The organism is Streptomyces sp. R28 (genome assembly GCF_041052385.1).
Classification (GTDB): domain Bacteria; phylum Actinomycetota; class Actinomycetes; order Streptomycetales; family Streptomycetaceae; genus Streptomyces.
Genome location: NZ_CP163439.1, coordinates 5,675,311 through 5,701,675 on the forward strand (window position 1 = coordinate 5,675,311; position 26,365 = coordinate 5,701,675).

Annotated in this window: 21 protein-coding genes and 4 pseudogenes; 21 read left to right on the top strand and 4 right to left on the bottom strand. The window is 69.5% G+C overall.

From position 1 onward, the window contains the following. Window positions 1-366 precede the first annotated feature (366 nt). From AB5J49_RS25290 to AB5J49_RS25320, 7 genes are all read left to right on the top strand, one after another. Window positions 367-708, top strand: a complete 342-nt coding sequence (locus AB5J49_RS25290; protein ID WP_369170950.1) for an ArsR/SmtB family transcription factor — start codon at window positions 367-369, stop codon at window positions 706-708. Further along, window positions 705-2,429 (top strand): SulP family inorganic anion transporter, encoded by a 1,725-nt coding sequence (locus tag AB5J49_RS25295; protein ID WP_369170951.1) that lies wholly within the window; start codon window positions 705-707, stop codon window positions 2,427-2,429. Before AB5J49_RS25290 ends, AB5J49_RS25295 begins: the two co-directional genes overlap by 4 nt. After that, complete coding sequence (locus AB5J49_RS25300; protein ID WP_369170952.1) at window positions 2,426-2,833, top strand: pyridoxamine 5'-phosphate oxidase family protein; 408 nt, start codon at window positions 2,426-2,428, stop codon at window positions 2,831-2,833. Before AB5J49_RS25295 ends, AB5J49_RS25300 begins: the two co-directional genes overlap by 4 nt. After that, complete coding sequence (locus AB5J49_RS25305; protein ID WP_369175254.1) at window positions 2,833-3,291, top strand: ATP-binding protein; 459 nt, start codon at window positions 2,833-2,835, stop codon at window positions 3,289-3,291. The genes AB5J49_RS25300 and AB5J49_RS25305 overlap by 1 nt, the downstream gene beginning before the upstream one ends. Further along, window positions 3,288-3,683 (top strand): anti-sigma factor antagonist, encoded by a 396-nt coding sequence (locus tag AB5J49_RS25310; RefSeq protein ID WP_369170953.1) that lies wholly within the window; start codon window positions 3,288-3,290, stop codon window positions 3,681-3,683. The genes AB5J49_RS25305 and AB5J49_RS25310 overlap by 4 nt, the downstream gene beginning before the upstream one ends. Before the next feature lie 38 nt (window positions 3,684-3,721). Beyond that, the gene (locus AB5J49_RS25315; RefSeq protein WP_369170954.1) at window positions 3,722-4,090 is read left to right on the top strand and encodes a zinc ribbon domain-containing protein YjdM; all 369 of its coding nucleotides are present in this window, start codon (window positions 3,722-3,724) and stop codon (window positions 4,088-4,090) included. A 176-nt stretch (window positions 4,091-4,266) separates the two neighbouring features. Beyond that, on the top strand, window positions 4,267-4,623 hold the full coding sequence (locus tag AB5J49_RS25320) for an ArsR/SmtB family transcription factor (RefSeq protein ID WP_369170955.1): 357 nt from the start codon (window positions 4,267-4,269) through the stop codon (window positions 4,621-4,623). Between the two features lie 880 nt (window positions 4,624-5,503). Here the strand turns inward: AB5J49_RS25320 and AB5J49_RS25325 are convergent. Further along, window positions 5,504-6,664, bottom strand: coding sequence for a lactonase family protein (locus AB5J49_RS25325; RefSeq protein WP_369170956.1), 1,161 nt, complete (start codon window positions 6,662-6,664; stop codon window positions 5,504-5,506). 300 nt (window positions 6,665-6,964) lie between these two features. Here AB5J49_RS25325 and AB5J49_RS25330 point away from each other — a divergent pair, with 300 nt between their 5' ends. Together AB5J49_RS25330 and AB5J49_RS25335 are read left to right on the top strand one after the other, a co-directional pair. Next, entirely contained in the window at window positions 6,965-7,606 is a 642-nt protein-coding gene (locus AB5J49_RS25330) for a hypothetical protein (protein ID WP_369170957.1), read from the top strand. Between the two features lie 127 nt (window positions 7,607-7,733). Continuing rightward, window positions 7,734-7,853: pseudogene (locus tag AB5J49_RS25335) on the top strand (site-specific integrase); the annotation flags it as partial. A gap of 183 nt (window positions 7,854-8,036) precedes the next feature. On the opposite strand, the gene AB5J49_RS25340 reads toward AB5J49_RS25335, so the two are convergent. Continuing rightward, window positions 8,037-10,499, bottom strand: coding sequence for a non-reducing end alpha-L-arabinofuranosidase family hydrolase (locus AB5J49_RS25340; RefSeq protein ID WP_369170958.1), 2,463 nt, complete (start codon window positions 10,497-10,499; stop codon window positions 8,037-8,039). A gap of 871 nt (window positions 10,500-11,370) precedes the next feature. On the opposite strand from AB5J49_RS25340, the gene AB5J49_RS25345 reads away from it, so the two are divergent. The 4 genes from AB5J49_RS25345 (at window position 11,371) to AB5J49_RS25360 (ending at window position 15,671) form a co-directional block, all read left to right on the top strand. Beyond that, a complete protein-coding gene (locus AB5J49_RS25345) occupies window positions 11,371-11,637 on the top strand; it encodes a CopG family transcriptional regulator (protein WP_369170959.1) in 267 nt (88 codons plus the stop codon). Next, complete coding sequence (locus tag AB5J49_RS25350) at window positions 11,634-12,077, top strand: PIN domain-containing protein (protein WP_369170960.1); 444 nt, start codon at window positions 11,634-11,636, stop codon at window positions 12,075-12,077. Before AB5J49_RS25345 ends, AB5J49_RS25350 begins: the two co-directional genes overlap by 4 nt. A 785-nt stretch (window positions 12,078-12,862) precedes the next feature. Continuing rightward, entirely contained in the window at window positions 12,863-14,839 is a 1,977-nt protein-coding gene (locus tag AB5J49_RS25355) for a serine/threonine-protein kinase (protein ID WP_369170962.1), read from the top strand. A gap of 46 nt (window positions 14,840-14,885) precedes the next feature. Further along, entirely contained in the window at window positions 14,886-15,671 is a 786-nt protein-coding gene (locus AB5J49_RS25360) for an FHA domain-containing protein (protein ID WP_369170963.1), read from the top strand. Between the two features lie 1,150 nt (window positions 15,672-16,821). On the opposite strand, the gene AB5J49_RS25365 is transcribed toward AB5J49_RS25360, so the two are convergent. Together AB5J49_RS25365 and AB5J49_RS25370 are read right to left on the bottom strand one after the other, a co-directional pair. Beyond that, window positions 16,822-17,910: a peptidoglycan-binding protein gene (locus tag AB5J49_RS25365; RefSeq protein ID WP_369170964.1), complete on the bottom strand. Its 1,089-nt coding sequence runs from the start codon at window positions 17,908-17,910 to the stop codon at window positions 16,822-16,824. Between the two features lie 224 nt (window positions 17,911-18,134). Beyond that, window positions 18,135-18,581, bottom strand: a complete 447-nt coding sequence (locus AB5J49_RS25370) for a peptidoglycan-binding protein (protein ID WP_369170965.1) — start codon at window positions 18,579-18,581, stop codon at window positions 18,135-18,137. A gap of 324 nt (window positions 18,582-18,905) precedes the next feature. Between AB5J49_RS25370 and AB5J49_RS25375 the strand changes: the two genes are divergently transcribed. The 8 genes and pseudogenes from AB5J49_RS25375 to AB5J49_RS25410 all read left to right on the top strand — a co-directional run bounded on the left by AB5J49_RS25375 (window position 18,906) and on the right by AB5J49_RS25410 (window position 25,910). Beyond that, window positions 18,906-19,703: a peptidoglycan-binding protein gene (locus tag AB5J49_RS25375; RefSeq protein ID WP_369170967.1), complete on the top strand. Its 798-nt coding sequence runs from the start codon at window positions 18,906-18,908 to the stop codon at window positions 19,701-19,703. Then, complete coding sequence (locus AB5J49_RS25380; protein WP_369170968.1) at window positions 19,700-20,590, top strand: DUF2690 domain-containing protein; 891 nt, start codon at window positions 19,700-19,702, stop codon at window positions 20,588-20,590. Before AB5J49_RS25375 ends, AB5J49_RS25380 begins: the two co-directional genes overlap by 4 nt. 199 nt (window positions 20,591-20,789) lie before the next feature. Continuing rightward, window positions 20,790-20,912, top strand: a pseudogene (locus tag AB5J49_RS25385) (SigE family RNA polymerase sigma factor); the annotation flags it as partial. After that, window positions 20,912-21,274: pseudogene (locus tag AB5J49_RS25390) on the top strand (site-specific integrase); the annotation flags it as partial. The pseudogenes AB5J49_RS25385 and AB5J49_RS25390, both read left to right, overlap by 1 nt. 403 nt (window positions 21,275-21,677) lie before the next feature. Beyond that, window positions 21,678-21,899 (top strand): type II toxin-antitoxin system VapB family antitoxin, encoded by a 222-nt coding sequence (locus AB5J49_RS25395; protein ID WP_369170969.1) that lies wholly within the window; start codon window positions 21,678-21,680, stop codon window positions 21,897-21,899. Continuing rightward, window positions 21,896-22,212 (top strand): annotated as a pseudogene (locus AB5J49_RS25400) (VapC toxin family PIN domain ribonuclease). Before AB5J49_RS25395 ends, AB5J49_RS25400 begins: the two are co-directional and overlap by 4 nt. 353 nt (window positions 22,213-22,565) lie before the next feature. Then, window positions 22,566-23,861 carry a DUF418 domain-containing protein gene (locus AB5J49_RS25405; RefSeq protein ID WP_369170970.1) on the top strand — a complete coding sequence of 432 codons (1,296 nt, stop codon included), beginning with the start codon at window positions 22,566-22,568 and terminating at the stop codon, window positions 23,859-23,861. A gap of 144 nt (window positions 23,862-24,005) precedes the next feature. Continuing rightward, window positions 24,006-25,910: an ArnT family glycosyltransferase gene (locus AB5J49_RS25410; protein ID WP_369170971.1), complete on the top strand. Its 1,905-nt coding sequence runs from the start codon at window positions 24,006-24,008 to the stop codon at window positions 25,908-25,910. Window positions 25,911-26,365 lie beyond the last annotated feature (455 nt).

Genomic DNA, 26,365 nt, shown 5'->3' on the forward strand with positions numbered 1-26,365 from the left:
TGACCTGGGGTTTCATGTACCTCTACAAGGGTTCGTACGACACCCCCCGGGCCCCGTGCGCAGGCGAGGAGGCCGTCACCTTCGCGTTCGTGGAGGTTTGTGCACAGGCTGTGGACCGCGTGAAGCGCCCCGACCGGACGGCGATGTCGGTGCTGGAAGGTGGCGGTTGACGGCGCTGAGGGCTCCGGCGGGTGGCCGGCGTAGAGCCTTCGGCGTCGGCGGAGAGTCCACCGGTCAGTCATGCGGAATTGCGTAATTTCGCAATTGGTTAGATGCTGGGTTGGCTGTTCCTGCTATCCGGTAGTCGCGGGCACAGCCTTCGTGTCCACCCCCGGGGTGGGGTATCTGCAAGGAAACCGAGGGGTCGTGTCCGTTCCGCTGTACCAGGCCAAGGCCGAGTTCTTCCGGATGCTGGGGCACCCCGTCCGCATACGCGTGCTGGAACTGCTGCAGGACGGTCCGATGCCGGTGCGGGATCTGCTCGCCGCGATCGAAGTGGAGCCGTCGGGCCTGTCCCAGCAGCTGGCGGTCCTGCGCCGGTCCGGGATCGTCACCTCTGCCCGGGAGGGCTCGACCGTCGTCTACGAGCTGGCCGGCGGGGACGTCGCGGACCTGTTGAGGGCCGCGCGCCGGATCCTCACCGAGATGCTCGCCGGGCGGAACGAGCTGCTGGCCGAGCTGAGGGAAGCCGGGGTCACCGCGCGATGACCTCAGCGATCAGCCGGGCGACAGCCCTGCTCACCGCACTCCTGCCCGGTCGCGTCGATCTGGCGGACATGCGGCGTGCCCCGCGGCGGGACCTGCTCGCCGGACTGACCGTGGCGATCGTGGCGCTGCCCCTCGCCCTCGGCTTCGGCGTTTCCTCCGGTCTCGGCGCTGAGGCGGGACTGGCGACCGCCGTGGTCGCCGGTGCGCTCGCCGCCGTGTTCGGCGGGTCCAACCTCCAGGTGTCCGGGCCCACCGGGGCCATGACCGTGGTGCTGGTGCCGATCGTCGGCGAGTACGGGCCGACCGGCGTGCTGACCGTCGGGCTGATGGCGGGCGTCATGCTTGTGGCGCTGGCCGCGCTGCGGGCCGGCAAGTACATGCAGTACGTGCCCGCGCCCGTGGTGGAGGGCTTCACCCTCGGTATCGCCTGCGTGATCGGCCTGCAGCAGGTCCCGAACGCGCTCGGCGTACCCAAGCCCGAGGGTGACCGTGTGCTGGTGGTGACCTGGCGCGCGGTCGAGGAGTTCGTGGGACATCCGAACTGGACGGCGGTCGGATTCACGGTGTCGGTGGCCGCGGTCATGCTGGTGGGCGCCCGCCGGCGGCCGACCGTTCCGTTCTCCATCCTCGCGGTCATCGCGGCGACGGTCGTCGCCGAGGCCGCCGGTCTGGACGCGGCGCAGCCGATCGGCACCCTTCCGTCCGGGCTCCCCGCGCCCTCGCTCGGCTTCCTGGACGTCGGTTCGCTCGGCACGCTGATCGCCCCGGCCCTGGCCGTGGCGGCGCTCGCGGCCCTGGAGTCGCTGCTGTCCGCCTCGGTGGCGGACGGCATGACGGTGGGGCAGAGGCACGACCCCGATCGTGAGCTGTTCGGCCAAGGGCTGGCCAACATCGCGGCCCCGCTGTTCGGCGGGGTGCCCGCGACCGGCGCGATCGCCCGGACCGCGGTCAACGTCCGCACGGGCGCCGGCTCCCGGCTGGCCGCCCTGACCCACGCTGCGATCCTCGCCGTGATCGTCTTCGCCGCGGCGCCCCTCGTCTCGAAGATCCCGCTCGCCGCCCTCGCGGGCGTGCTGGTGGCCACCGCGGTCCGCATGGTCGAGGTCGGCTCCCTCAGAGCGATGGCGAGGGCCACCCGCTCCGATGCGCTGATCCTCGTCCTCACCGCGGTCGCGACCCTCGCCCTGGACCTCGTGTACGCGGTGATCATCGGCCTTGTCGTGGCGGGCGCCCTCGCTCTGCGCGCCGTGGCCAAGCAGGCCCGCTTCGACCAGGTGCCGCTCGACCGAGGCGACCACAGCGCCGAGGAACACGCCCTGCTCGCCGAGCACATCGTCGCTTACCGCATCGACGGCCCTCTCTTCTTCGCCGCCGCACACCGCTTCCTGCTGGAGCTGACCGAGGTGGCCGACGTCCGGGTCGTCATCCTGCGCATGTCGCGGGTGTCGACCATGGACGCCACCGGCGCGCTGGTCCTCAAGGACGCGGTGGAGAAACTGGCGCGGCGCGGCATCCTTGTCCTGGCCTCCGGTATCCGCTCCGACCAACGCCAGGTCCTGGGCTCCGTCGGCGCGCTGGAACTCCTGCGGCCCGACGGCCGGGACTACGCCACCACCCCCGAGGCCATCCGGGGTGCTCGCGCCTACCTGGAGTCGGCCGGCCTCCTGATCGCCGTTCCCGCCCAGAAGCCTCGAACCTCCAGCGAGGAAGCCGTCCGATGAGCACTGCCCCCGCGCCCCCGCGCATGGTGGAGATCTCCGGGGCGGAGGCTCTGTGGCTGCTCGAAGGCAGCAGCCTGGGCCGGTTGGTGTACCCGCAGCGGGAGCTGACCGTCGTACGGCCGGCCCGGCATGTGGGGGAGTACGGCCGGCTGATCGTCCGGGCTCCCGTCCAGGCGGTGGCGGTGCCGACCACGGTGACCTACCACGTGGACGAGATCCGCACGGTGCACGGCACCGGCTGGGCGGTCACGGTCCACGGCCCCGCCGACGTGCTCGGCGACGCGGACGAGGTGGCCCACTATCGCCGTACGCTGCCCGGCTGGACGCACGGTCCGCACGACACCCTGCTGCGCCTGCACCCCCAGAGCGTCACCGGCTTCCGCCTCGCCCGCGGGGAGACATGATGGCCTCCGTTCTCGATGGCCTTCCGTACCGGCACGTGCTCACCCTGCCCAACGAGCCGTCCGCGGTTCGCCTCGCCCGCGTGACCGCCGAACAGGCACTGGCCGAGTGGGGGATAGATCTGCACCGGCCCGTCGTGGACGCGGCACTGCTGATCCTCAGCGAGCTGGTGACCAACAGCGTCCGGCACGCCGCCGAGCTGTCCCCGCAGATCATGGTCATGTATGCGGCGAGCGGAAGCCACCTGGCCTTCGCCGTCCACGACCGTCACCCCCACCAGCCGCCGCTGCACCAAGTCGCAACCGGCACCAGTGGCGGTCTCGGCACGGTCATGGAGCTCACCCGGCAACTCGGCGGCACCGCGGCCGTGCACGGCGACGCGGACGGCAAGAGCATCTGGATAACCCTCCCGCTCCGAAACCTCAACGGGCCGCAAGAGCAAGGAAGTTCACCCGCATGACCATCGAGTGGCGCTACACCGTCGAGGACGACTTCGGGATCCTCTCTGTCGCCGGATACCTCGGCCCGGAGGCGGTCCGCCGCTTCGGCGGAGCTCTCGGCTGGGTCGTCGCGCGCGGCACCGGACCGGTCATCCTCGACCTGACCGAACTGCGCGGCTGGTCCGCGGAAGGGCAGCTGGCCATCACCGAGGCCGCACACCGCCTCGTCGGAGCGGGCCGGAGCCTGGAACTGGCCGCCATCCCTGCCGACGGCTCGCTCGTCCCGCCCGGCGACTGCCCGGACATCCCCGTCCACAGCGACCTGGCCACCGCCCTCGCCGCCCACGCACGGCACCCGTCGGCCCCCGACGAGGCGCAGCAGGCGTGGCGCACCGACGGCTGGCCCACCTGACCCGCGTATCCGATCACTGAACGAAAGACACCTGTGCCATGAGCGACAACCTTCCCCCCTGCCCCGCATGCTCCGGCGCCTACACCTACGAGATGGGTGCGCTCCTGGTGTGCCCTGAGTGCGGGCACGAGTGGTCTGCGTCCGAGGGGCCTGCGTCCGAGGGGCCTGCGGACGGCGCTTCCGGAGGCAAGGTGATCCGGGACGCGGTCGGCAATGTGCTCGCCGACGGTGACACCGTCACGGTGGTCAAGACGCTGAAGGTCAAGGGCAGCCCGAGCGGGATCAAGGCGGGCACCAAGGTGCGCAACATCCGCCTGGTCGACGGCGTGGACGGCCACGACATCGACTGCAAGGTCGACGGGTTCGGCGCCATGCAGCTCAAGTCCAGCGTGGTGAAGAAGGTCTGACCCGACACCTTGTAGCGCCGACGACCTGGGACGCCGTCCCTGGCGGTTTCACCGGGTTAGGCGCGCTCGGTGCCTCAGGCGAGGATGGGCCGCATGTTCTTGACGAGTGGGTGGATGCGATGCGCCGAGCTCCGACCGGTGGGGACGTGCCGTCGCGTCGGGGAGGGGACGGCTCGATGAGCACGCCGCTGTACCAACTGAAGGCCGAGTTCTTCAAGACGCTCGGCCATCCGGCCCGTATCCGCGTCCTGGAGCTGCTGAGCGAGCGCGAGCACGCGGTCGCGGAGATGCTGCCCGAGGTGGGCATCGAGCCCGCACACCTGTCCCAGCAGCTGGCCGTGTTGCGGCGGGCGAATCTGGTCAAGACCCGTAAGGAGGGTTCCAACGTGTACTACTCGCTGACCAGTCCGCAGGTCGCGGAGCTTCTCCGGGTCGCACGGACCATCCTGTCCGGGGTGCTCGCCGGGCAGGCCGAGCTGCTGGCCGACCTTCAGGCCGCGCAGGGTGAGGATGAGGGTGAGCCGTCGTCGTAGCGACGGCCCTTGAACGGCGGCCGTCTCCCGGGAGTTGGACAGCCTCCGGTGGTGCGGGAGGCGCCGGTGGACCGGGCGCCCTCTCCAACGCCTTCGCTACGTCCTTCGTCCTGCTGGCGGCGACCGTGATCAGCGTGCGGCGGGGTGCGGAGCCCGACATCTGGCACGGGCTCTCCGCCGCCTGTCTGGGCTGACCGTAGGGGCCGCTGTCGACCGTGGTTGTCCGCTCTTACGGGCACGTCGAGGGCGCGGGACGAGAGCTGTGGGCCGAGCATGCCGCTCGCACGGGCACCGTGCTCCGTGCGCTTCACCGACACGGTGTGGCATCACCACGTATGCGCCGCTGCCGTCGGGCAGACGGGCGTCGAGCCGGGCGACCTCGCCGTCTCCCCGGCAGGTGCGCACGGCGAGCTGAAGCAGCTGCTCGGGAAGGGCAGCCCCGTCCAGGACCTGCGGGGCCCGTCTGCTCGGAAAACGACTTCGCGCATGCATGGACAACGGCGAAGCCGGCTCCGCGCGGGACCGAGTGCCGCCACCGGCGGGCGACGTCGGTCGGGGACCGGCCTGACGAACGTCAACTCCCGCAAGACCGGATCGGGTGCGGTCGCCGTCGTCGTCCATCCCAGCGAGACGATGGACAACCGGATCGCATGCGCGGACTTCGACCCGGGCAGGGAGGTCGTGGCGATGCCGAAGTTCCTGGGCGTCATCACCGGAGACGCCAAGGCCGCGGAGCCGAGCCCCGCGCTCGTTCGTTCAGCCGCTGCGCGTTGCGGTGCGGCGGGTGGACGAAGCACGGGTGCCCCACCGAATCTCGGCAGGGCAGCCGTCCCCTGGGCCTCCGTTTTGTCGGTGTGCTCTCGACTGTCTGTCCGGGGTGTCACATCGCGGCGATGCCCTCCATACCGGACTCGTCGAACGCGGGCAGGCCCTCGGCGGTGGTGACCTTGGTGAGGGATCCGTTCTTCTCGACGCGGAAGCCGTCGACCGTCCCGGAGACGGCGTTCTGGACGTAGACGAACTTCGCGTCCTTGGTCACGGCGATGTCGATCACACCCTGCGATTTCGAGGAGGGTGGGGTGGCGAGGCCGACCTCGTTGGTCAGGGCGAGCCGTCCGTGCTCGTCCATGCGGTACCCGGTGACGGTGGAGTTGCCGGTGTTGCCGCCGTAGAAGTGGTCGCCCGCGCGCTCCAGCCAGCACAGGACCTCCTGGCCGTTCGCAAGCGGCTTCTGAAGGACCTTCAGCTTGCCGTTCTGCCGGACCTGGTAGGTGGTCACCGTGGACCTCTCGGCCTCGGCGACCAGCATCCGCCCGCCGGACCTGTCGAAGCTGATCGCGAACGGCACGTTGCCGGCAGACTTGTTGACGACCGGTTCGGCGACGGCCGGCAGGCCGTTCCTCTTCAGCGGGAAGACCTCGATGGTGTTGTTTCCCTTGGTGGTGATCACCAGGTTGCGGCTGTCCGGGGTGATCTCGACCTCGCCAGGCGAGGTGTCGAACCGAGGTACGGCCTCGTTGGCCAAGCCGAGGGAGCGGAAAGACCCCCGTATCGGCACGAGCCCCTTCGTGGTGATCCGGAAGCCCTGGACGCTGCCCTTGCCGCCCGCGTTCATGACGTACGCGATTTTGCCGCGCACCGCGATGCTGGACGGGAAGTCGCCGCCCGTGTCCATGATTTGACGACGGCCCAGCTTCGTTCCGTCGGCACGGAAGGCGGTCAGTGTGCCGCTGCCTGCGTTGACCGCCAGCAGCATCCCGGAGGCGTCGTCGTAGACGAGGGACCCCTGGGAGGCGAGGGAGTCCGTGGGGGCGTCGACCTGGTCGCCGCCCCTGCCGCCCGTCGCGTAACTGCCCGCGGGTTTCAGCTTGCCCTGCCCGTCCCCTGCGAAGACGTGGATGGTGTTGCCGTTCAGTTCGTTGCCCTGTACGAAGACGGCACGATCGGCTCCCGCTCCGGACGCCCCGTACTGGCCGGCCGAGGCCAGGGACACGGCCACGGTGGCGGCCGCGACGGTGGCGAGGGCGCCTCCGCCGATCATGATCCGCCGCGTCCTGGACCGTGCCCGGTGACCGCGGCGTCCCCCGGCCTTCGGACGTGGACGGTGCTCACTCCGCTCGCCGTACATGTTCACGTGCCACTCCTTCATTCCTCGTCGTGCCTGTGCGTCCGCGTGGAGGTCGTGGACAGGACGAGCGTGGTCGGTGGTGGCAGTGAGGCGGGTGGGGAACGGGGGCCGCGTCAGACTCTCGTAAGCAGTCGGCCGCTCCGGTGTGACGGATGTCTTACGCGTTCCGCGCAGGGCCATGGCGGAGCCGGTGCGGCCTCCTACGGTGACGGGATGCGATCCTTGCGTGCTCTGCGTGCGACGGCGCTGGTGACGGCGGCCCCCCTGCTGCTGGCTGTTGCCGGTCTGGTCCATCCCCGGCATCTGACGGCGGCGACGGCGGGCGACTGGGCCGGGCTGCACGTCGTTCTGCTGCCGGTGTTCCCCTTCCTGGCGCTCGGTCTGGTGGTCCCGTTGTGGGGCAGGCCGCGCCGCGACGCCGAGGGGGCCCTGACGCTGCTCGCCTGGGCCGGATGCCTCGGCTACGCGGCGTACTACTCCGGACTCGACGCCGTCGCGGGGATCTCGGCGGGCACGGTGGTCGACCACGGAGTGCACGGGGCAGCCGGGCGGCTGTTCGCGACCGGCGACGAACTGGGCCGGGCGGGGGTCTACGCCCTGGCCGCGGCGAGTCTCGCGACGTGCGCGGTGCTGTACCGGCGCCACGGGGTCCGGGTGCTGCCGGGTGCCGTGGTGCTGCTCGCCGCCTGCTGGTCGTTCGTCGACAGTCACATTTTCTGGCCGCGGGGCGTGCTCACCATGCTCGGCTTCGCCCTGGCCTTCGCACTGCTGACGGCGGCGACCTTCCGGAGGGGAGAGGACACGGCGGAGACCGGAGACGGCAGGGCACGGCCCCGAAGGCTTGCGAACCGCTGACGTACCCGCGCCGAACGGCCCGCAGCCGCGAGCACGGCCGTGCGGTCGGGGCATGTAGATCCCGGTCACCGGACGTGCGGGCTTCATCGAATCGCACATCGCCACCGCCCTCACCGGCGTCGGCCACGAGGACACGATGGTCCGTGCCGGCTCGTCCTCCGAGAAGGCTGCGTTGATCTACCAGCACTCCGACGACGACCGACAGCAGGAAGTGGCAACCGGTCTCGACGCGACCGTACGCAGGGCGCGATGTGGTCGACGTCGAGGTGGCCCCAGCCGCCGGTGTCGTCGACGGAACCCCAGCCGACGCGCGGCTGGGGTTCCTCGAGGCGGTGAGTTTCGGTCAGCGGGTGGAGTTGCCCACGCCGTAGACAGCTCGTCCACGCGTCGGCGGACCGCATCACATCGCGATCACCGTGGATCAGGCGGGTCAGCGCTGCAGGGTGAGCAGACCCGGCCGGTACGGCATTTTCAGGTAGTCGGTGTTCTCCGGTGTGTCTTTGGGGAGGCCCTGATAGAGGAACTGCAGGTTGCAGGGGTCGATGGTCATGGTCTGGTCGGGGTTGTCGCGGAGCATGTCACCGTGGCTGACGCCCTTGGCCCAGGGGGAACCGCTGTTGGCAGTGCCCGCGAAGGGGCTGCTCTCGCTGCCGGCCTGGACGGTCCACGGACCGTCCAGGCTGGGGGCGGTGAACGAGCGGAAGTAGCGGTCCTTGCCCATCGCCTCGACGATCATGAGGTACTGGTTCTGCCCCTTGACCTTGTAGACCTCCGGCGCCTCGAACAGCTTGTCCCTCGTGTCGCTCATGACCGTGGTGTACGAGGAGCCGAAGCTGCTGGGGAAGTTCCCGAGCGGCATGCTCGCCCGGTAGATCTTGCCGTTGTCAGCGGCGAAGAACAGGTACATGTTCTGGTCGTCGGCGATCAGGGTCGGGTCGATCGGGGAGTTCTTCTGGCCCGGCTCGGGGCCGTCGGGGAGGCTGCCGGTGAACAGCGGCTGCTTGGCGGACCAGCCGTTGGGGTTGGTGGGGTCGCTGGACGTGCGGTAGTAGAGCGGCCACTGACTCCACTGGGACACCTGCACCCAGATGTTCTTGGTTGAGAGGTAGAACAGTTCGGGCGCCACCGCGGGCTCGTTCATCGCGGTCTGGGTGGCCGCCCCCATGTCCGACCAGTTCGTGAAGGGACTGAACGCCGTCGAGCCCCACTTCGTTCCGTCGGAGGTGGTCGCGTAGACCAGGTTCTTGCCGTTGTACTTCACGGTGGCGAAGTCCTTCAGCGCGACCTGCCCGTTCGCCGGCTGTGCCAGCGGACCCGTCGAGGTCCACCGGTAGGTCGACGGGAGAGCGCACGTGTCGCTCTTCGGCGCCGCGGTCGGCTTGAAGTTCCAGTGCTGGTTGGCGCCGCCGTTGGAGGCCCAGACCTGGACGGGAGTGCCGTTGGCGGTCTTGCCGCCGGGGATCTCCAGCGCCCGGCCGCTGGCGGCGTTGGTCAGCGTGTAGGAGCCGTCGCTGTTCCGGCTGGCCCGCCAGTGCTGGTTGGCACCGCCCTTGGAGTCCTGGATCGTCGTCCTCGTCCCGTTGCCCGTCCGGTTGGCCGGCTCGTCCAGTACCCGGCCGCTGGCGGCGTTGGTCAGCGTGTAGGAGCCGTCGCTGTTCCGGCTGGCCCGCCACTGCTGGTTGGAGGCACCGCTGGCGCCCCACACCTGGAGCGGGGTGCCGTTGCCGTTATATCCCGCGGGCTGGTCGAGAACGCGTCCGGCGGCCGCGTTGGAGAGCGTGTAGACGGTGCCGGAGGTGATGACCCCGCCCGGCGTGCTGCCGCTGCTGCTGCTGCCGCCGCTGCTGCCGCTCAGGGCGGTGAGCACCGCGTTGTAGGCGGGCTTCTTGTTGCCGCTGCTGTCGAACAGCAGCGGGTTCGCACCGGTGCGCCAGGAGTCGCTGTCGCGGATGCCCCACACCGTGATGCCCGTGCAGCGGGCGACGTTCAGGCAGGCCTTGACGGCGTTGGCGTACGCGCCGGCGGACGCCTGGGCGATGTCGAGCTCGGTGATCTGGACATCCACGCCGAGGGCGGCGAAGTTCGACAGCGTGGTCTGGAAACTGGCGGGCGGGCCGTCGGCGCCGAAGTGGCTCTGGAGGCCGACGCAGTCGATGGGCACACCGCGGGACTTGAAGTCCTTGACCATGCGGTAGACGCCCTGGGTCTTGGCGTCGGACCAGTTCTCGATGTTGTAGTCGTTGTAGCAGAGCTTGGCCGAGGGGTCGGCCTTCCGGGCGGTGCGGAAGGCCTCTTCGATGAAGCCGTTGCCCAGCACGTCCTGGAACACCGAACTGCGGTGCTGACCACTGCCGCCGTCGGCGAACGCCTCGTTGACCACGTCCCAGGAGTGGATCTTGCCCTTGTAGCGGTTCATCACGGTGGTGATGTGGTTGTTCATCACGCTGCGCAGCGTGTTCGCGTCCCTGATGGAGCTGACCCAGCCGGGCAGTTGGGAGTGCCAGACCAGGGTGTGGCCGCGCATCTTCTGGCCGTGCGCGGAGGCGTGGTTGACGATCCTGTCGGCGGGGGCGAAGTTGAACGACCCGCGGGAGGGTTCGGTGGCGTCCCACTTCATCTCGTTCTCCGGGGTGATCATGTTGAATTCCCGGTCGAGAAGGGTGGAGTACGTCGAGTCGCCGAGCCTGCCCGAGGCCACTGCCGTGCCGAAGTAGCGGCCGCCGGCGGCCGCCGCATCAGCGGCCACGGTCGGCGTGCCGGCCTTCGGCGCGTCTTCGGCCAGGGCTATCAGCGGTACGGCGGCAGCCGCGGCGGCGAGAACCACGGCGGCGGCGAGCACGCGGCGGGTTGCCGGACGGCGGCGATGATAGCGGTTCTGATCTAGCAACAGCATGCCTTTCAGGAGCAGTGGGCCTCGGTCTCGGTCCCGGTTGTCTTCAGTTGGCGCCGCGCGCACAAAGGTTGCCGTGATCGGGGAGGAATTCTTTGTCGAGCCGGAGATCGGCGCAGCCCTGAGTCCCGTCGGTCCCGTCGGGGCGAAGCCGCCCCGGCTCGCGAGGGTGCCTGAGGGGGGCGCCTCGACTGCACATGGATGCCGGTCCCCGCTCTGGTCTGCAAGATCACAGAAAGCCGGTTCTGCGCCGCAGACTTTGATCTCCACGACGGGCAGCCTGGCGTCCAAGGCGGCGGGCGCGGCGCGATATCGCGACTCAAGATCGAGAGATTTGCCTCTCCGGACAAAGACCTCACCTCATGGTGAGGAGCCTGCTGCCCGAGGTGAGGAGGCAGCCCGATGGAGTGGATCACCACAGGGCGGGGCGCCGTCGTAGGGCTGTTGGTGATGCGCGCGTGCTGCTCCGACAGGTGCGAGAACTTCTGATGGACGTGGGTGCCGTTGTTCGCGGGTGGCGTGGGCCTCTGAGCGTGGTGAGGGATTCAGGACCCTCCACCGTTCGGTTCTTCCTCCCAGGTTGCCCAGGCCGTTGCCGCGCTGCGTGACGCTGGTCCAACTCCGGGCCGTCCTCTTGTGGACCGGCTGAACGACCGATCGGCCACGCTCCGGGGCCGGGACGTCCTCCTCCGATGCGAAGGCCGCCGGATCGGACCTGCATCACCTCAAGGAGCTGAGGCCGGGGTCGGGTGGCCGGTCCGAGATTCGGATTCCCCGGACGGGGCCTATGAGGTCGGCTCGGCTGGTCCTCGGCAAGGGGACATGGGAAGTGGCGCCGGATACATCAATCCGGTACATGGACTACTCTTGGTACATGTCCATGAAGCGCACCAACGTCTACGCCGACCCCGAGGACCTGGCCATCATCAAGGAGGCCGCCAAGCGCCGAGGTATAAGCGAGGCCGAGATCATCCGCCAGGGCATCCACCTTGCAGCCATGGCGAACCGGGTCTGGGACGAGCCGCTGTTCTCACGCACCTTCGAGGGGCCGGGGCGCACGCTGTCCAAGCCGGAGGTCCGGGACACGGTCGCCGAGGCCGTCCGGCGTGAGGACGGCCCGGGCTCCGGATCCGCCGCGTGATCATTGTCATCGCCGATACGTCCAGCCTTCTGGCAGCCCTGGACTCGGCTCATGCGGAACACCGGGCGGCGAACGAGGCGATCATGGCGGCGGGCCTTCTGGTCATGTCCCCGCTCCTGCTGGCCGAACTGGATCACGTGGCGACGCGTGAGCTCGGCAGGGAGGCTGCCCTCAGCGCGGTCGACGACCTGCGGCGCTGGATGAGCCGGGGTCGTGTCGTCATGCCGGAGATCACGGAGGACCACCTGGGTGCCGCCCAGTCTGTCCGTGTCCGCTACCGCGCGCTGGACCTCGACCTCGCCGACGCGGTGAACGTGGCGCTTGCCGCCGACTACGACACGGACGCGATTCTCACCCTCGACCGACGAGACTTCCGGGCCGTACGCCCGTTGGGCCGCTACAAGGCGTTCCGGGTACTCCCCGACGACCTCCCGCTCTGACGCAGGACCCATGGCGGTCAAGTGTCCGCTCCCACAAGGGGCTTGTGCACCGCCCACGACGAAGCACGTGCAGGACGGGTGTCCGCCATCGCCCCCCAATGAAACAAGCCCCAGGCCGCTGACCTGGGGCTTCAAGAAGAGCGGGTGACGAGAATCGAACTCGCGCTCCCAGCTTGGGAAGCGATGGCGCTTGGGCGGGCTTCATGGTCTTGACCTGCGCAGATACCTTCCCGCGCGGTAGCGGCGAGGGCCGTGTCGCACCCCTGTTGACCGTGGTTGCCCGCCCTTACGGGCACGGATTGGGCACGGCTTCGGCCCAGGCGGTTCGGCGGCGCCGTGACGCCCTCGGAAGGATGCACCGTGCGCAAGTCGGGCAAGGCGCGTGCCGGCGCTGTTGCGTGCGCAACCGGTGGCGCAGTCCCCATGAGAGCCCACGTCCACTCGGCAGCCCAGGGAGAAGGCCAGGAGGGTTCGGGCGGCTCGCCCCCGGCGAGGCGGCAGCGGTGCGGGATGTCGCCGCGGTGGTGGGAGTCACAAGACCTGCGCCTGTCGCGTACCGCAGCACCACACCGCCTGACCGGATGGGCAGAAGGCGCATGCATCATCTGTGGATGGTTTTGACCGCCGACTACAACACCGACGCGACGCGGACCGTGAGCCCGGGGCGCTGTGGGGGTTCTGGGTGAGTCCCCACAAAGTCCGGTGAAACAGATCACTGCCAAGTGCGGGCTGAGTACACTCCGTCACCTGGCTGGGCCGTCGGCGACGGGGCGAGGGGTGGGGCGGTGCTGGTGACGCCAGAGGCCGGGGACAGGATCGCCGACCGGTATCTCTTGCAGGAGCCCGTCGGAACAGGCGGGATGGGCGTCGTCTGGCTGGCCTGGGACGAGCGGCTCGAACGACGGGTCGCGGTCAAGTGCGCGCGCCTGGACGACGATCGGGCCACGCGACGGCTCATGGGCGAGGCGCGCAACGCCGGGCGGCTGCACCACCCGAACATCGTGGGCGTCTTCGACTTCGTCGACGAGGGCGCCACCTGCTGGATCATCATGGAATACGTCCCCTCGCGCAGCCTTGCGCAGATCGTGACGGAGAGCGGCCCGCTCACGCCCGAGGAGGCCGGGTCGATCGGCTGCCAGATCGCGGCCGCGTTGGCGAAGTCCCACGACGAGGGCGTGGTGCACGGCGATGTGACGCCGGAGAACATCCTCGTCACCGAGGAAGGCGTCGCGAGACTGACCGACTTCGGGATCTCGCGAGCCCTGTGGAGTGACGTCACACAGAGCGCGACCTGCAGTGTGCGCGGCAAACCCCGCTATCTGGCCCCGGAGTTGGCCAAGGGGCAGCCCGCGGGCGAGAAGTCCGACGTGTTCTCCCTGGGTGCCTCCCTGTTCTCGGCGGTCGAGGCCCAGTCGCCGTACGGGGAGGCCGAACACCTCATGGCATATCTGGCCCGGGCGGTCGAGGGACACATCGAGCCGATGCGCCGCGCCGGCCCGTTGGAGGAGCCGCTCAGCGCTCTGCTGGAGGTGGAGCCCCGGCGCCGGCCCGACGCTGCCGGGGCGCAGAAGCTGCTGACGCGCGCCGCACCCCCGCCCCCGCACATACAGGAGCAGTTGCACGAGCAGTTGCGCGACAGCCGTATGCGGGACCTCAGCTCCCGCCCGCTCCGGCTGCCCCGACTCGTCCGCCGCCCGCAGGACTCCACGCCCTTCATGCTTCAGCCGTCACGGCCGCTACGCCGACGCCGCCACCCTTGGGCGATCACGGCGGTGGCGCTGGTCGCGGCGGGCGCGATCACAGCCGGGCTCGTTCTCTTCGGCCCGTGGGCCTCGAAGGACGAGGGGGGCAAGGGTGACAAGGGTGGCCGCACCGCCGCGACCGACGCGAAACCCTCGGTCACGGCGCGGGCCGGTGCCATGGGCGACGAGCGTACGGCGGACCCCTGCGGGCTGCTCGACGCCGCCTCTCTGAGCCGCTTCGGCGGCACCGCACTGGACCCTGACTACGGGGAGATCGACCGGTGTGACGTCCTGGTGCGCAACAACAGCGGTGACGACAACGCGGACGTCCAGGTCAACCTCGACTCGGACCGGGACGACTTCGACGACATCCTGTCCACCCGCCTGGTCGGCGGCCTCACGGTCGTGACACTCAAACGTGACGGGAGAACCTGCGAACGGGCCGTACTGACCACCGACGGCAAGCAGATCCGCGTCATCGGCAAGCAGCTCGCCGAACTGTCGCCCGACCCGTGCCCCATGGCCGACGCCGCGACCGATCACGTGGTCGGCGTGCTGGCCGAGGGCCCGGTACCCCGGCGTTCCTCGTCGCCGGCTGCGAACTCCCTTGCCCTGCTCGACACCTGCACGCTGCTCGACTCCACCGAGCTCAAGCTGCTTCCCGGCGTCAAGGCGGACAACCGGGACCGCGGCTTCGGTTCCTGGGACTGCGACTGGTCGAGCGACGACGGCAACCGCGAGGTGGAGATCCAGTTCAGCCGGGACAACTCGCTGGACGCCGACGACGGAACGCCGGTGAACGTCGTCGGCACGAAGAGCTACTTCATCGCGGACGAGGCCGACAGCTGCACCGTACGGACCCCGCACCGCACCTACACGGACTCGGTCGGTGACCGCACCACCGAACTTTTCCAACTGACCGTGTACGCCCCACAGCCGACCAGGCAACTGTGCGACACCGCAACGGAGTTCGCAGCCGTCGTCGTACGGAACATCTCGAAGCGACTGCCGGAGACGTGACATGACCGAGCGGGGAATGGCACGGAGACGGCCGGGGGAACGGGGAATGCCCGCTCCGGGTGGCCGTCTGCTGCCCGCCACCCACGGGAGCCTCGCCCGGGGCGCGTCAGCGCCGCTGCCCGGCACCCTCTTCGCGCTCGCACTGACCGGCGGCATCACGCTGGGACCCGGGGACGGGCGCGAGGTCCTGTTCGGCCGCAACCGGCCCGAGGTACACGTATGCCTCGGCGAGGACGACCCCCAGGTCAGCCGCCACCAGGGCACGCTCACCCACCGGGACGGCCGCTGGTGGGTGAGCAACGCCGGGCGCCTGCCGATCCGGTGCGCCGGTGCCCGCCTGCTGTTCCGGGGCGAGGAGCCACTGCCGCTCGACACCGGCTACACGCCGCTGTTCGCCGGCGGCTCACGTGGCCGCGAGCACTTGCTGGAGGTCTTCGTCACCGGCCCCGAGGGCGAGCGGCGGCCGGTACCGCGGCACGGGGACGTCACCCGCCCGCCCCGGGTGTGGGCGCTGACCGAACAGGAGAGGCTCGCCCTCGTCGTACTCGGCCGGCGGTACCTGCTGCACGAGCCCCGGCCGCAGCCGCTGACCTGGCGGCAGACCGCCGCCGAGCTCGCGGAGTCGCAGCCGTATGCGGGCTGGACGGACAAGCGCGTCGAGCACCTGGTCAACGGTGTGCGCACACGGCTGTCCCGCGACGGGGTGCCCTGGCTGACCCGCGAGGAGCTCGGTGAGCCGGTGGGCAACGCGCTCAACGACAACCTGATCCGCGCACTGCTGGCGTCGACCACGCTCGTGCCGATGGACCTGGCACTGATCGACGCCGCCTGACGCCGACAGCGTGGTCGTCGGCGGAATACGCAGTGCTCGGTGGACATGGAACAGGGCCCCGGCGGCGGCCAGGAGCACCGCGATGACGTCAGCCCCAGAGCCGACGAACCGGCCTGTCCCGCCGGCTGAGAACGCATCAGCCCTGGCCCAGCAGGAGTCCGGCCTGGCTGCCCTCGGCAATTGCCCGAAGGCCAACTGGAACAAGGTCAAGGTCGAACATGACGAGGTCAGGAACGGCGTTCACTGCACGCTCATCAATTGCGGAGTCACGTTCAGCGAGCCTTTGATCCCTGGTCGATCTGATCCGGTTCCTGTGAGGGAAGTCCGCGGTCGTCGAGGTCTTTCTGGCGCGGGAGGTTCCGCCACGGAGTGCGAAGCCACAGGTCAACGCTGAGTTCCGACGCTGGATGTGTTCCGAGTGCGGCTGCCACTGGGCACTCGTGCCCATCACGGCCCGATCTTCGTGCACCTGGAAGGCTGGAAAGTGCCGACAAATCCTCGGCACAACCGAACCCCAGGTCACTGACCTGGGGTTTCATCATGGAGCGGGTGACGAGAATCGAACTCGCGCTCTCAGCTTGGGAAGCGACGGTGCTTGGGCGGCCAGATAGCTTCTGACCTGGGTAAATGTCTCTCGGTCCAGCGCCCGAAGGTGCGGGATCGCACCGCTGTTGACCGTGGTTTACCGGTCTTACGGGCACGCCAAGGGCACACCGTGCGGACGGGGCCGCTGGGAGTCCCCGTCCGTGGCCGGCGGACTGCCGATCCTTGGACGTCCGGTCGGTCGCGCAGCCGTTCCCATGCGTGCCGAGGCGGCTCCTCAACGTCCCAAGCTGAACTCTGAGCGTCCGGGTCGGCGAAACTCGCCAACTGAGGCGCTCAGTCACACCGGTCCGGGGAGCGCTCACATATCCGCGGGGTCCCACGCGCGCCGCCCAGCGCATCCGCGTTCAGTCTCACCACCGGGCGCCCCCGATCGGGTCCTGCTCCGACCAGCCCGGCGAGTCGGCGTACGAGCGTGCCGTGCCCAGCCAGTAGCTCTCGGGACGCTGCCACACCTCCATCGGCTCCATGGATGTACAGCGACGGCTCCTTCCCACTGCGCCCGCAGTGGGAAGGAGCCGTCGGCCGGCCGCCGGGACCGCTCGCGTCAGCGGGTGCCGAGCAGGGCGCGCCAGGTCTCCGGGCCGATGACGCCGTCGACCTGCAAGTGGTGGTTCTCCTGGAAGGCGACCACCGCCGATTTCGTCCCCGAGCCGAACGCGCCGTCGACCGCGAGGCCGTAGCCGTAGACGTTCAGCTGCGTCTGCGCTGCCTTCACCGCCTGGCCGGACGAGCCGTACTGCACCGTCGTGATCAGCTTTGACCAAGTGTTCGGGCCGATGACGCCGTCAGCGGCCAGGGACTGGGACTTCTGGAACTGGATCACCGCGGAGTGGGTATTCGGGCCGAAGATGCCGTCGGCCTCGAGCGTGTAGCCCCGCGTGGTCAGCAGCTGCTGGGCGGACTGCACGTCCGCACCCTTGGAACCGCTCTGGAGGATCGGCCAGGAGACACCCGGGGAGGGGAGCTGACCGCCGCCACCGCCGTCACCCAGGTTGACCGGGCGGAAGGGGTCGTAGTTGTCACTGCCGATTCCGTAACTGAGCTGCCGGTGGGTCGTGCCGTACGTACCGCGCTGTTCGTACGCCCAGTAGGCGCTGTGCGACGTGTCGGCCCACTTCTCGAAGATCACTACGTGACGGAAATCGCCGTCAGTGGTGCTGTAGTCGATCAGCAGGTCACCCTTCTTGAGCTGACTCGTGCTGCTGAGCCGCGTGGTGACGCGCGAGTCGGCCAGCCCGACGGTGTTCAGGCCGGGCTTCCCCAGCCCGAGCGCCATGGAGACATAGCCGGAGCAGTCCTGGCGGTAGCCGTCCTTCCAAGTGCGCTCCATGCTGTAGGGGACCGGGGCTCCGTTGTTGGCCGTGAGCCAGGTACGGGCCCGGTTGATCATCGTGTCGGGCGAGAGCGTGGCCGTGGCCATGGTCGACAGCTCGCTGACCTGGGTGACGAGCTTGCTGTCGGCCTCGGGCTCGGGCCCGTAGTCGGTCTCCTTCTGGGCGGCGACCGTCGCCAGCTCCGAGGAGTCGCTGTCGGCGAGCGACGGTACGACGGCGATTGCGGCCGCGACACCTCCGGCGGCGACGCCTATGAGCGTGATCCGCGCGCGGCGCGTGAGTCGGCTGCGAAGAGACATGATTCCCCGTATTCCTTTTGTTGTGGCACGCCGAGCCGAGTGGGCCGACCAGGGCTTGGAATGCTTGTCGTCAGCGGATCTTCAGTTGCAGGAGTGATGGCGAAGGACCGGACCCGGCCAGGCGGTTTCGTCCGGATCAGCGGGCGGACCGGAGGGACACACGCGGCCCGTCCCTTCCTGCATGAGGGGACGGGCCGCGGTGGGTTCGTGGGACGGCTGGTCCGTCAGAGCCTGTTGGCCCACGTCTTGAACGCCGCCCTGGTCCCGTCGCCGGCGCTGCCGTCGATCGCGCCGTTGTAGTCGCCGTTGGCCTTCAGCAGGCGCTGCAGCGCCTTGATCGTGTTGGGGCCGACGATTCCGTCGATCGCGTCGTCGTAGCCCCAGTACTTCGCCAGGCAGCGCTGGAACGCCTTCCAGCTGTTGGTGCCGAGGTACCCGTCGATCGCGTCGTTGTAGTCCCAGTGCGTCGCCAGCCAGCGCTGGACCTTCCGGGCCTCCTCCCGGGTCAGCCCCAGGTTCTGCACCGCGAGCGGCGTGACGGCCTTGGTGCTCGCCGCCTGCTGCTGAGCCGGCGCGGGAGCCGCCATGGCCGTGCCCGCGGTGGCCAGGCCGCCGGCGGCGATCCCGACGGCGGTGGTGACACTGACGAGTGCCTTGGTGAGAGCTCGCATGCTGTTCCCCTCCGTTGACGTGCGTTGGTCGGAGCCGACCGCATCGGCCGGCTCCGCAACGAGACTGCGGGTTCGGCGTGATGTTCGGCCACAGCTGGCGCGGAAGTGACCTCATCCCGGGACGTCCCGTGCACTGACCTGCGGAGATGTCGCCCGCCGAGTCCCTGCGGCGGGACTGCGGCGAGAGGGAATGGCTGATTCCGCGCCAGGGCCGGGTCGCACCAGGGCGTCGTGCCCGCTCTGTGATCCCCGTGACAGCTGATGCAGAATGAGACCGGGACACGGGGGGCCGGACCAGCCGCCCCTGACGCGAGCGGGGGGAACATGTCGCGTTGGAAAGAGCTGCCTGCTGAACTGCATCCACACGTTCACCAGCTGATCGTGCGATTGCGCAAACTGAAGGACCGCAGCGAACTGAGCACCCGTCAACTGGCCGCGAAGACCGGGTACAGCGCGAAGTCGTGGCAGCGATATCTGAACGGCAGGTCTCTGCCGCCCCGTGAGGCCGTCGAGGCGATGGCCCGCGTCGGCGGTGACGATCCGCCCCGGCTGCTGGTGATGCACGAGATCGCCGCCCAACGCTGGGCGGAGGGACGGGTGGTCACCACCGACGACCCCGAGAACCACTCCGCGACAACGGCACACCCCCCCACGGAGCAGCAGCCGTACGGGCGTCACCTGCGCGCCGCGGTCACGGCGGGAGCCGTGGTCACGGTGCTGTCCGTCTCCGCGGCGCTCCTGCTGGCCGTGCGGCTCACCGAGGCCCGTGCCCAGCTCGCGCACGACCGCGGCGATGCTGTCGCGACGGCCCCGGCCACCGTGTCGGAGTCCCTGGTGCCGGTCATCTACACCTGCCGGCTGGAGCAGCGTGACGGCCGCTGGTACGCGGGCCTGAGCCGGACCACGGACATCCTCCTGTCCAACACCCAAGTGGGGCTCGAAGTGGCCGAGGCGCAGTGCCTGCTGAGCCGGGCGGGCACCGCGCCGGGGGAGATCGACGGCGTCTTCGGCCCGAAGACGCGGCGAGCGGTCGAGCTCATGCAGAAGCGGAACGGGCTGATCGTGAACGGAGTCATCGACCCGCCCACCTGGCAGGCCCTGCGGGAAGCGGATCCGAAGTGACCGCGGAACACACCCGGCTGTTCGCGGCGCTGCGGGAGCTGCGGGCCGGTGCGGGGCTGAGCCTGGCGGCGCTGGCGGAGCGGACGGCGTACAGCAAGTCCTCGTGGGAGCGTTACCTCAACGGCAAGAGCCTGCCTCCTCGCGAGGCCGTACGGGAACTGTGCCGGCTCGCGAACGAACCGGACGGGCGGCTGCTGGCCCTGTGGGAGATCGCCGAGTCGCACTGGAGCGGACGCGCGGTGGCCCCCGCGCCCGCCCCTCCCGCGGACGAGTCGCCGCGGCCACATCCTCAGGAGTCGCCGCCGCCCGCCGGGACCGGGCGGCGGCGCCTGCGCGGGCGCAGGCTCCTGGTGGTGCTGGCGTCGGCGTACACCGTGATCGTCGGTGGTGCTGCGGCCCTGCTGTTCCTCCTGCTGCCGGACTCGGAGGCTCAGGAGGACGAACCGTTGCCGGCCTCCGTCCCGTTCTCCCTCGCTCCCCAATGCCACGGAGCAGCCTGCGAGGGCCGGGACCCGATGCGCCTGATCTGCGGCATCGGCCCCGACACCCTCGCCTCGTACCGCACGGCCACCGGCGCCCACGTCGAGCTGCGCCACAGCAAGAAGTGCGGCGCGAGCTGGGCCCGGACCTGGGGGACCGAGATCGGCGACCGGGTCGACGTCACGGCAGGCGGCCCGACCCACAGCGTGCGCATCAGGAACAAGGACGACGCGGCAACCTTCATCTATACGGAGATGACCGAAGTCCGTCCCGGCAGCACCGTCCGGGCCTGCTTCCGGCCCGCGTCGGCCGACGGCGAACGGGAGTGCTTCGAGGCCCGCGTGGGCGGGGCCGCCACCACGACCCGGCCGCCCTTACCTCCAGTGGCGTCAGGCTCTCGCGAGTAGCGTCCGGCCCTCGGACGTGTCGATACCGAAGTCGGGAATTCCCAGTGGGGGGGGGGAGGAGGGTGGGGAGGCCGTCGGTGGTGGTCGGAAGAGCTCGGCGTCGGGGCCCGGGGGTTGCGCGTGAGTCGCTGACTTCTTGTGGTTCGAGGAAGCCGATGCGAGGGAGCCAAGTGGCACGGCGCAGCGTGACAAGAGAGGCATGCGACCACCAGATGAACCGCGCGGCGGCCAGGGCGCGGACGAGCACGAGTTCGACGCCTTTTGCGCCGCGAGCGTGGGCCGACTCATCGGCCAGCTGTATGCGATGACAGGCGACCTCGCCCTGACGGGCTGCTGTTCGTCGGCGAGAAGGGCGCCCCCTTCCGGCGTAGCACCTTCGGGCGGAAGTGGCGGAAGGCGGGTGAGATCGTCGGCATGCCCGAGGGCTTCCGGTTCTACGACCTCCGGCACACCGGGCACACTCTGTCCACGCGCTTCGGCGCCACGCTCAAGGACACCATGGTCCGTGCCGGGTAGTCCTCGGAGAAGGCCGCGCTGGTCCATCAGCACTCCGACGACGAGCGGCAGGAGGAGGTCGCCGCCGGGCTGGACGCCACGGCCCGGAGGGTTCGGGCCGCCCGGGATGCTGCCGTCCGGAAGAAGCCCGACGAGCCTTCTGGCACGAATCTGGCACGCAAAAGCTGATCACGACGGACAGCAAAAAGGCCCGGGTTTCTGACCTGGGCCTTAGTCGTGGAGCGGGTGACGAGAATCGAACTCGCGCTCTCAGCTTGGGAAGCGACGGCGCTTTGGCGGCCGGATAGCCGCTGACCTGCGCAGATTCGTCGTGCTGACGTCGTTGCGCCGGCCTGGTCACACCGCTGTTGACCGTGGTTGTCCGCTCTTGGGGGCACGCTCTGGGCACGGCCGCCACCAGGGTCGAGTCACGCGTGCGCGCGACGCTGCGCACTGCCGGGTCGGCGCCGTCTCCCGCGCCGTTCTGGAGTGTCCGTCGCGACTGCACAGGCCGAGATCCGACACTGAGACGTGGCCATGTTGGTGACGCATCCTTCTATGTACATCGCCAACATCGCGTAGGAGGTGCCACATGTCTGTGAGACAGATCGACATCGATGACGATGCCCTCGAACGCGTCATGGCTCTGGCCAAGGTCAGGACCAAGAAGGAGGCGGTCAATCTCGCTCTGGACTTCTACGCCGAGCAGCAGGAACGTGCGGCGCGCATCAGCCGACACTTCGAGCGTGCGCGTGAGTGGGGCGCCGTCGAGGACGCCGAACGTCTGCACCGGGCGGAGAAGCACAGCCGGTGATCTACTTGCTCGACACATCCGGCCTGGTCCGGCTGCTCCGGGATCCGAAACTGCAATCGGCCTGGTACGACGCGATCGATGTTGGGGCCATCGCATCCTGCTCTTGCCGAAGAACGCCGGGCTCTGGATCGGCGCGGTGCGACACCGTATGGTCCAGGCAGGGGAGCACCGCAGTGCCTCGGCGGTTGACCTCGTCATCGCCGCCACCGCGGCCCACCACGGCCTGGCTGTTCTCCACGACGATGCCGACTACCGTGCCGTTGCCCGGCACGCATCCGACCTGACCGAGCACAACATCCACGACATCGTCTGAGACGTTCCCGCCGGGCCTGCGTGCCGCCCGGTCCGTTCGTGGTCACCATGGCGCGTCAGTTGAAGTACTGCCTCTTGGGCATGAGTTGGGCGACCAACAACGTTGCGGCGTCCACAACCACCGTCCGCTTTCCCGAGGGGACGGGCAGGCTGAGGGCTTCCGGGCACGACCGATGCGGATGGCACAGCGAAATGGCAGGTCAGATGCCGCCTTTCGGCGCCGGCTGCGACGAGCCCGCCACGCGGCCGAGACCGACCCCCGCCGATCGGAGGGGGTCGGTCGGCTGACCGGCGGGACATCTCCCGAAGCCCGGCGGATGGTCGACCGCCCCCGCCTCGGCAAGGGTTGTCCCGGTGACCGACATCGAAAGCGCCAAGGAGGCGCCTCGCCAGTCCTTACCCGCATCCGAGTCCGCCACGGCGACGGAACGCCCTTCGTCGACGGCGCGGCTGGTCGGGGTGGACCTCGCCCGTGCACTGGCCGTGTTCGGAATGTTCGCCGTGCACACGGGCCCCTTCAACCCCTTCCCGACGTCCGGCAGCGGCGTTGGCGAATGGTTCGTCTGGCTGGCGAGCGGCCGGGCCTCGGCGCTGTTCGCCACCCTCGCCGGGTTCTCGTTGGTGCTGATCGCCGGTCGTCCGGAGCCGAAGACCGGACTGGCCGGCCGGCAGGCGAAGGCCAGGATCGTGATCCGGGCCGTGATCCTGCTGGTGGTGGGCACCGCGCTGGCGATGACCGACTTCGGCGGCGCCGTGATCATCAACTACTACGCGGTGTACTTCCTGCTGTCCCTGCCCCTGCTGCGGCTGCGGGCCAGGACGCTCGCGCTCATCGCGGTCGCGCTCGCGGTTGTCACGCCGCAGGTGGCGTACGCCCTTCGAGCGCTGCTCAGTGAGTCGATCGTGAACACCATCGACTCGTACGACCCGATCGCGCGCCTCTCCGGCGTGGGCGTGCTCGACTTCCTGCTCACCGGCTTCTACCCGGCGATCACCTGGATGACGTTCGTGGTCACCGGCATGGCGTTGGGTCGGCTGGACCTCGCCTCCGGCGCGGTGCGGCGGCGGCTGGCCGTGGTCGGGCCCGCGCTGATCGCGTTCGGATACGGCGTCTCGTGGCTGGCGCTCCGGTTGACCGGCGGCGCGGAGAAGATCATGGCCGGAATGCCTGGCATGAAGGACTTCGGCGCCATGAAGGACCCCTCGGCCATGAAGGATCCCGGCATGGCAGCGGGATCCTTCGACCTGCCGGTCGGCAGTGGGCTGTGGGGGCCCGACGCATGGGGGCTGCTGGCGGCCGAGCCGCACAGCGCTTCCACGTTCGACCTCGTCGGCTGCATCGGGGTCGCGATCACCGTGCTCCTGTGCGCGACGGTGGCGTTGGACCGACTGCCGTGGCTGCGCCGGCCGGCAACGCCGGTCATCGCCGTCGGCACCATGTCCCTGACCCTCTACGTGGGCCACATCCTGGCCATCCTCGCCCTGCCCGGCGAAACAGCCACCCCGCCGCAGTCCGCCTCTTTCGGGCTGCTGCTCTGCTTCGTCGTCGGGGCCACCGTGTTCGCGGCGGTCTGGTCCCGCTTCTTCCGCCGCGGACCGCTGGAGTACCTGCTCAACAACGCCACGAAACTGGCGAGTCGCGTCCGATGAGCCTCGGGTGGGCACCCCGGGAAGTCCGAGCGTGAGTCGGCCTCCGGCGTGCGGGCGCCGGAGGCCGTAGCCCCGCGGCTCCCGCGCAGCCTTCCGCCTCTCACCTGCCGTTCCGCCTCGACTCCGACTCCAAGGACCTTCGCCGTGGCCGCCATCCCCACCGCCCGGAGCACCGGCTCCCATGGCCTCCGCCAGGAAGCGCACTGCCGTGCCGACCGGCCGCAAGCTCCGGCGCGTTGGGAACGCCCGGCGCTGGCCGCGGTGCTGGGCGTCGCCGCGCTGCTGTACGCCTGGGGCATGGGGCACGCCGCGATCCACCCCTACTACAGCGCGGCGATACGGTCGATGGCCACCGGTTGGCGGGCCTTCTTCTTCGGCGGTCTCGACACCAGTGGTTCGATCACCCTCGACAAGTTGCCCGGCGCCTTCTGGCCCGATGCCGTCTCCGTATGGATCTTCGGGCCGCACACGTGGGCGGCCGCGCTGCCCCATGTGATCGAGGGCGTGCTCACCGTATGGCTGCTGCACCGGATCGTACGGGCATGGGCCGGGCCGTTCGCCGCGCTGATCGCCGCACTGACGCTCACTTTCACTCCGGTCACCGTGGTACTGAACAGGGCCACCATCCCCGACACCGCACTCACTCTGCTGCTGGTGGCGGCCGCCGGAGCCCTGCAGAAGGCGGTGCGGACCGGGCGGCTGCTCCCGCTCATCACGTGTGGCGTCTGGGTCGGGCTCGCCTTCCAGACGAAGATGCTCCAGGCCTGGCTCGTACTGCCGGTCTTCGCCGTGGTCTATCAACTCGCGGCGGGGAACCCGCCGTTGCGGAGGGTTCTGCGCCTGCTGCTCAGTGGTGCGGTCACGCTGGCCGTCTCCTGCTCGTGGGCGCTGATCGCGTGGGTGACGCCGGCGGACAACCGCCCGTATGTCGACGGTACGTCGAACAACAACCCCTTCAGTCTGGTCTTCGGCTACAACGGCATGAGTCGCTTCAGCGACGACGGCACCGCGTTCGGCGCCGTCCCGGCCACCGCCGCCAGCCGTATGACCGGAAACACCGGCTGGGGGATGCTCGTCAACCACACCGTCGGTCCGCAGATCGCCTGGTTCCTGCCGCTCGCCGTGCTCGCCGTCGTCATGGCTCTGGTCTGGCGCGCCCGTGAGCCGCGGACCGACCTGCTGCGTGCGGGTTTCCTCCTCTGGGGCGGCTGGCTCGCCGTCCATGCCGTGGTGTTCAGCGTCTCCAATGGCAATCACGTCTACTACACGGCCGTGCTCGCACCGGCGATCGCCGCGCTGGCCGGAGGGGGGCTCGCGCTCTTTCGCTCCGCGTACGAGGCGGGCGGCCGGCGACGGCTGTGGCTGCCGTCGGCGATCGTGCTGACGGTGGCCTGGGCGCTCGTACTCGACCGGCCGACCTGGTTCGCCTCCCGGCTGCTGGTGTTCGCCGTGATCTTCGCGGTGTGCGGGACGTTCGTCCTGTGGCCCAGCGGGTCACGCGCCTCCCGGCACCTGGTCCAAGGCTCTCTGGCCGCCGGAATCGCGGCCACTCTGCTCGTACCCGCCGGCTGGGCCGTCTCGTCCCTCGACCCGCGCTACGCGGGCGCCTCCACGTCCCCGACGGCCGGTCCGGTCGGCGAGTTCCACCACCGGGCCCTCCACCACCCGCGCGCTCTCCGCCGGGCCGAGCTCAACCAGCCCAGCGCCCGCGACACCGCCCTGCTGGACTACCTCATCGCGCACCGCAAGGGCGAGAAGTACCTGCTCGCGACCCAGGCCGCCTACCCCGCGGAACGTCTGCTGCGCGCGCAGGCCCAACCCGTGCTCGTCATGGGGGGATTCACCGGGAAGGCCCCCTTCCCCAGCGCCCCGCAGCTCGGCAACCTGATCGCCACTCACCAACTCCGCTACGTGCTGCTCACTCACCTGCGACCCACCACCCCCGCCACGACGTGGGTGAAGTCCCACTGCGAGCGCGTCCGCTCCGGGGCCTACGGCTGGCGCACCAAGGGCAACTTCGGCCTTTACGACTGCCGCGTGCGGGGCTGAGCAGAACGCACCCCCGCCGATCGGCGGGGGTGGAGCAGCCGACTGCGGGATGGGCAAGGCAGAAGAAATACAAAATAATCCGAGCGGGCAATTGTCGTCTCACTTGCGGGCGGCCCATCGCAATTTGTTCGCATCCTGTGAAGCCTGACTTCACCATTCTCACAGGTGTTTCTCATCGAGCGTTTCAGTCATTGAGTCGACTTTCGCGATCCCATGAACTTGCAGGTCGTGACAGTGGTGCGGCTCTTTCTGGATCCGCGAAACGGCACTTTATCGCCCCGGTGCGTGAGCGCCGTCACACTTCCCCGATAAACCGGCCAGGTATTTCCATCGTCAAGCAGGTCGAGAACTTTTGCCCGTTGTTCCACGCGACATCGGCAGAGCCTGGAAAGGATTCTTCTTGACCACCACTCGATCTCCGATATCCACGCAGGGCACCGCTCGGCGTCGGGCGG

Coding starts and splice junctions, on each gene's coding strand:
- AB5J49_RS25295 (WP_369170951.1), top strand. CDS start 705: ATGACCTCAGCGATCAGCCGGGCGACAGCCCTGCTCACCGCACTCCTG.
- AB5J49_RS25375 (WP_369170967.1), top strand. CDS start 18,906: ATGTCGCGTTGGAAAGAGCTGCCTGCTGAACTGCATCCACACGTTCAC.
- AB5J49_RS25320 (WP_369170955.1), top strand. CDS start 4,267: ATGAGCACGCCGCTGTACCAACTGAAGGCCGAGTTCTTCAAGACGCTC.
- AB5J49_RS25395 (WP_369170969.1), top strand. CDS start 21,678: ATGTCTGTGAGACAGATCGACATCGATGACGATGCCCTCGAACGCGTC.
- AB5J49_RS25370 (WP_369170965.1), bottom strand. CDS start 18,581: ATGCGAGCTCTCACCAAGGCACTCGTCAGTGTCACCACCGCCGTCGGG.
- AB5J49_RS25340 (WP_369170958.1), bottom strand. CDS start 10,499: ATGCTGTTGCTAGATCAGAACCGCTATCATCGCCGCCGTCCGGCAACC.
- AB5J49_RS25315 (WP_369170954.1), top strand. CDS start 3,722: ATGAGCGACAACCTTCCCCCCTGCCCCGCATGCTCCGGCGCCTACACC.
- AB5J49_RS25300 (WP_369170952.1), top strand. CDS start 2,426: ATGAGCACTGCCCCCGCGCCCCCGCGCATGGTGGAGATCTCCGGGGCG.
- AB5J49_RS25345 (WP_369170959.1), top strand. CDS start 11,371: ATGTCCATGAAGCGCACCAACGTCTACGCCGACCCCGAGGACCTGGCC.
- AB5J49_RS25305 (WP_369175254.1), top strand. CDS start 2,833: ATGGCCTCCGTTCTCGATGGCCTTCCGTACCGGCACGTGCTCACCCTG.
- AB5J49_RS25330 (WP_369170957.1), top strand. CDS start 6,965: ATGCGATCCTTGCGTGCTCTGCGTGCGACGGCGCTGGTGACGGCGGCC.
- AB5J49_RS25360 (WP_369170963.1), top strand. CDS start 14,886: ATGCCCGCTCCGGGTGGCCGTCTGCTGCCCGCCACCCACGGGAGCCTC.
- AB5J49_RS25310 (WP_369170953.1), top strand. CDS start 3,288: ATGACCATCGAGTGGCGCTACACCGTCGAGGACGACTTCGGGATCCTC.
- AB5J49_RS25365 (WP_369170964.1), bottom strand. CDS start 17,910: ATGTCTCTTCGCAGCCGACTCACGCGCCGCGCGCGGATCACGCTCATA.
- AB5J49_RS25325 (WP_369170956.1), bottom strand. CDS start 6,664: ATGATCGGCGGAGGCGCCCTCGCCACCGTCGCGGCCGCCACCGTGGCC.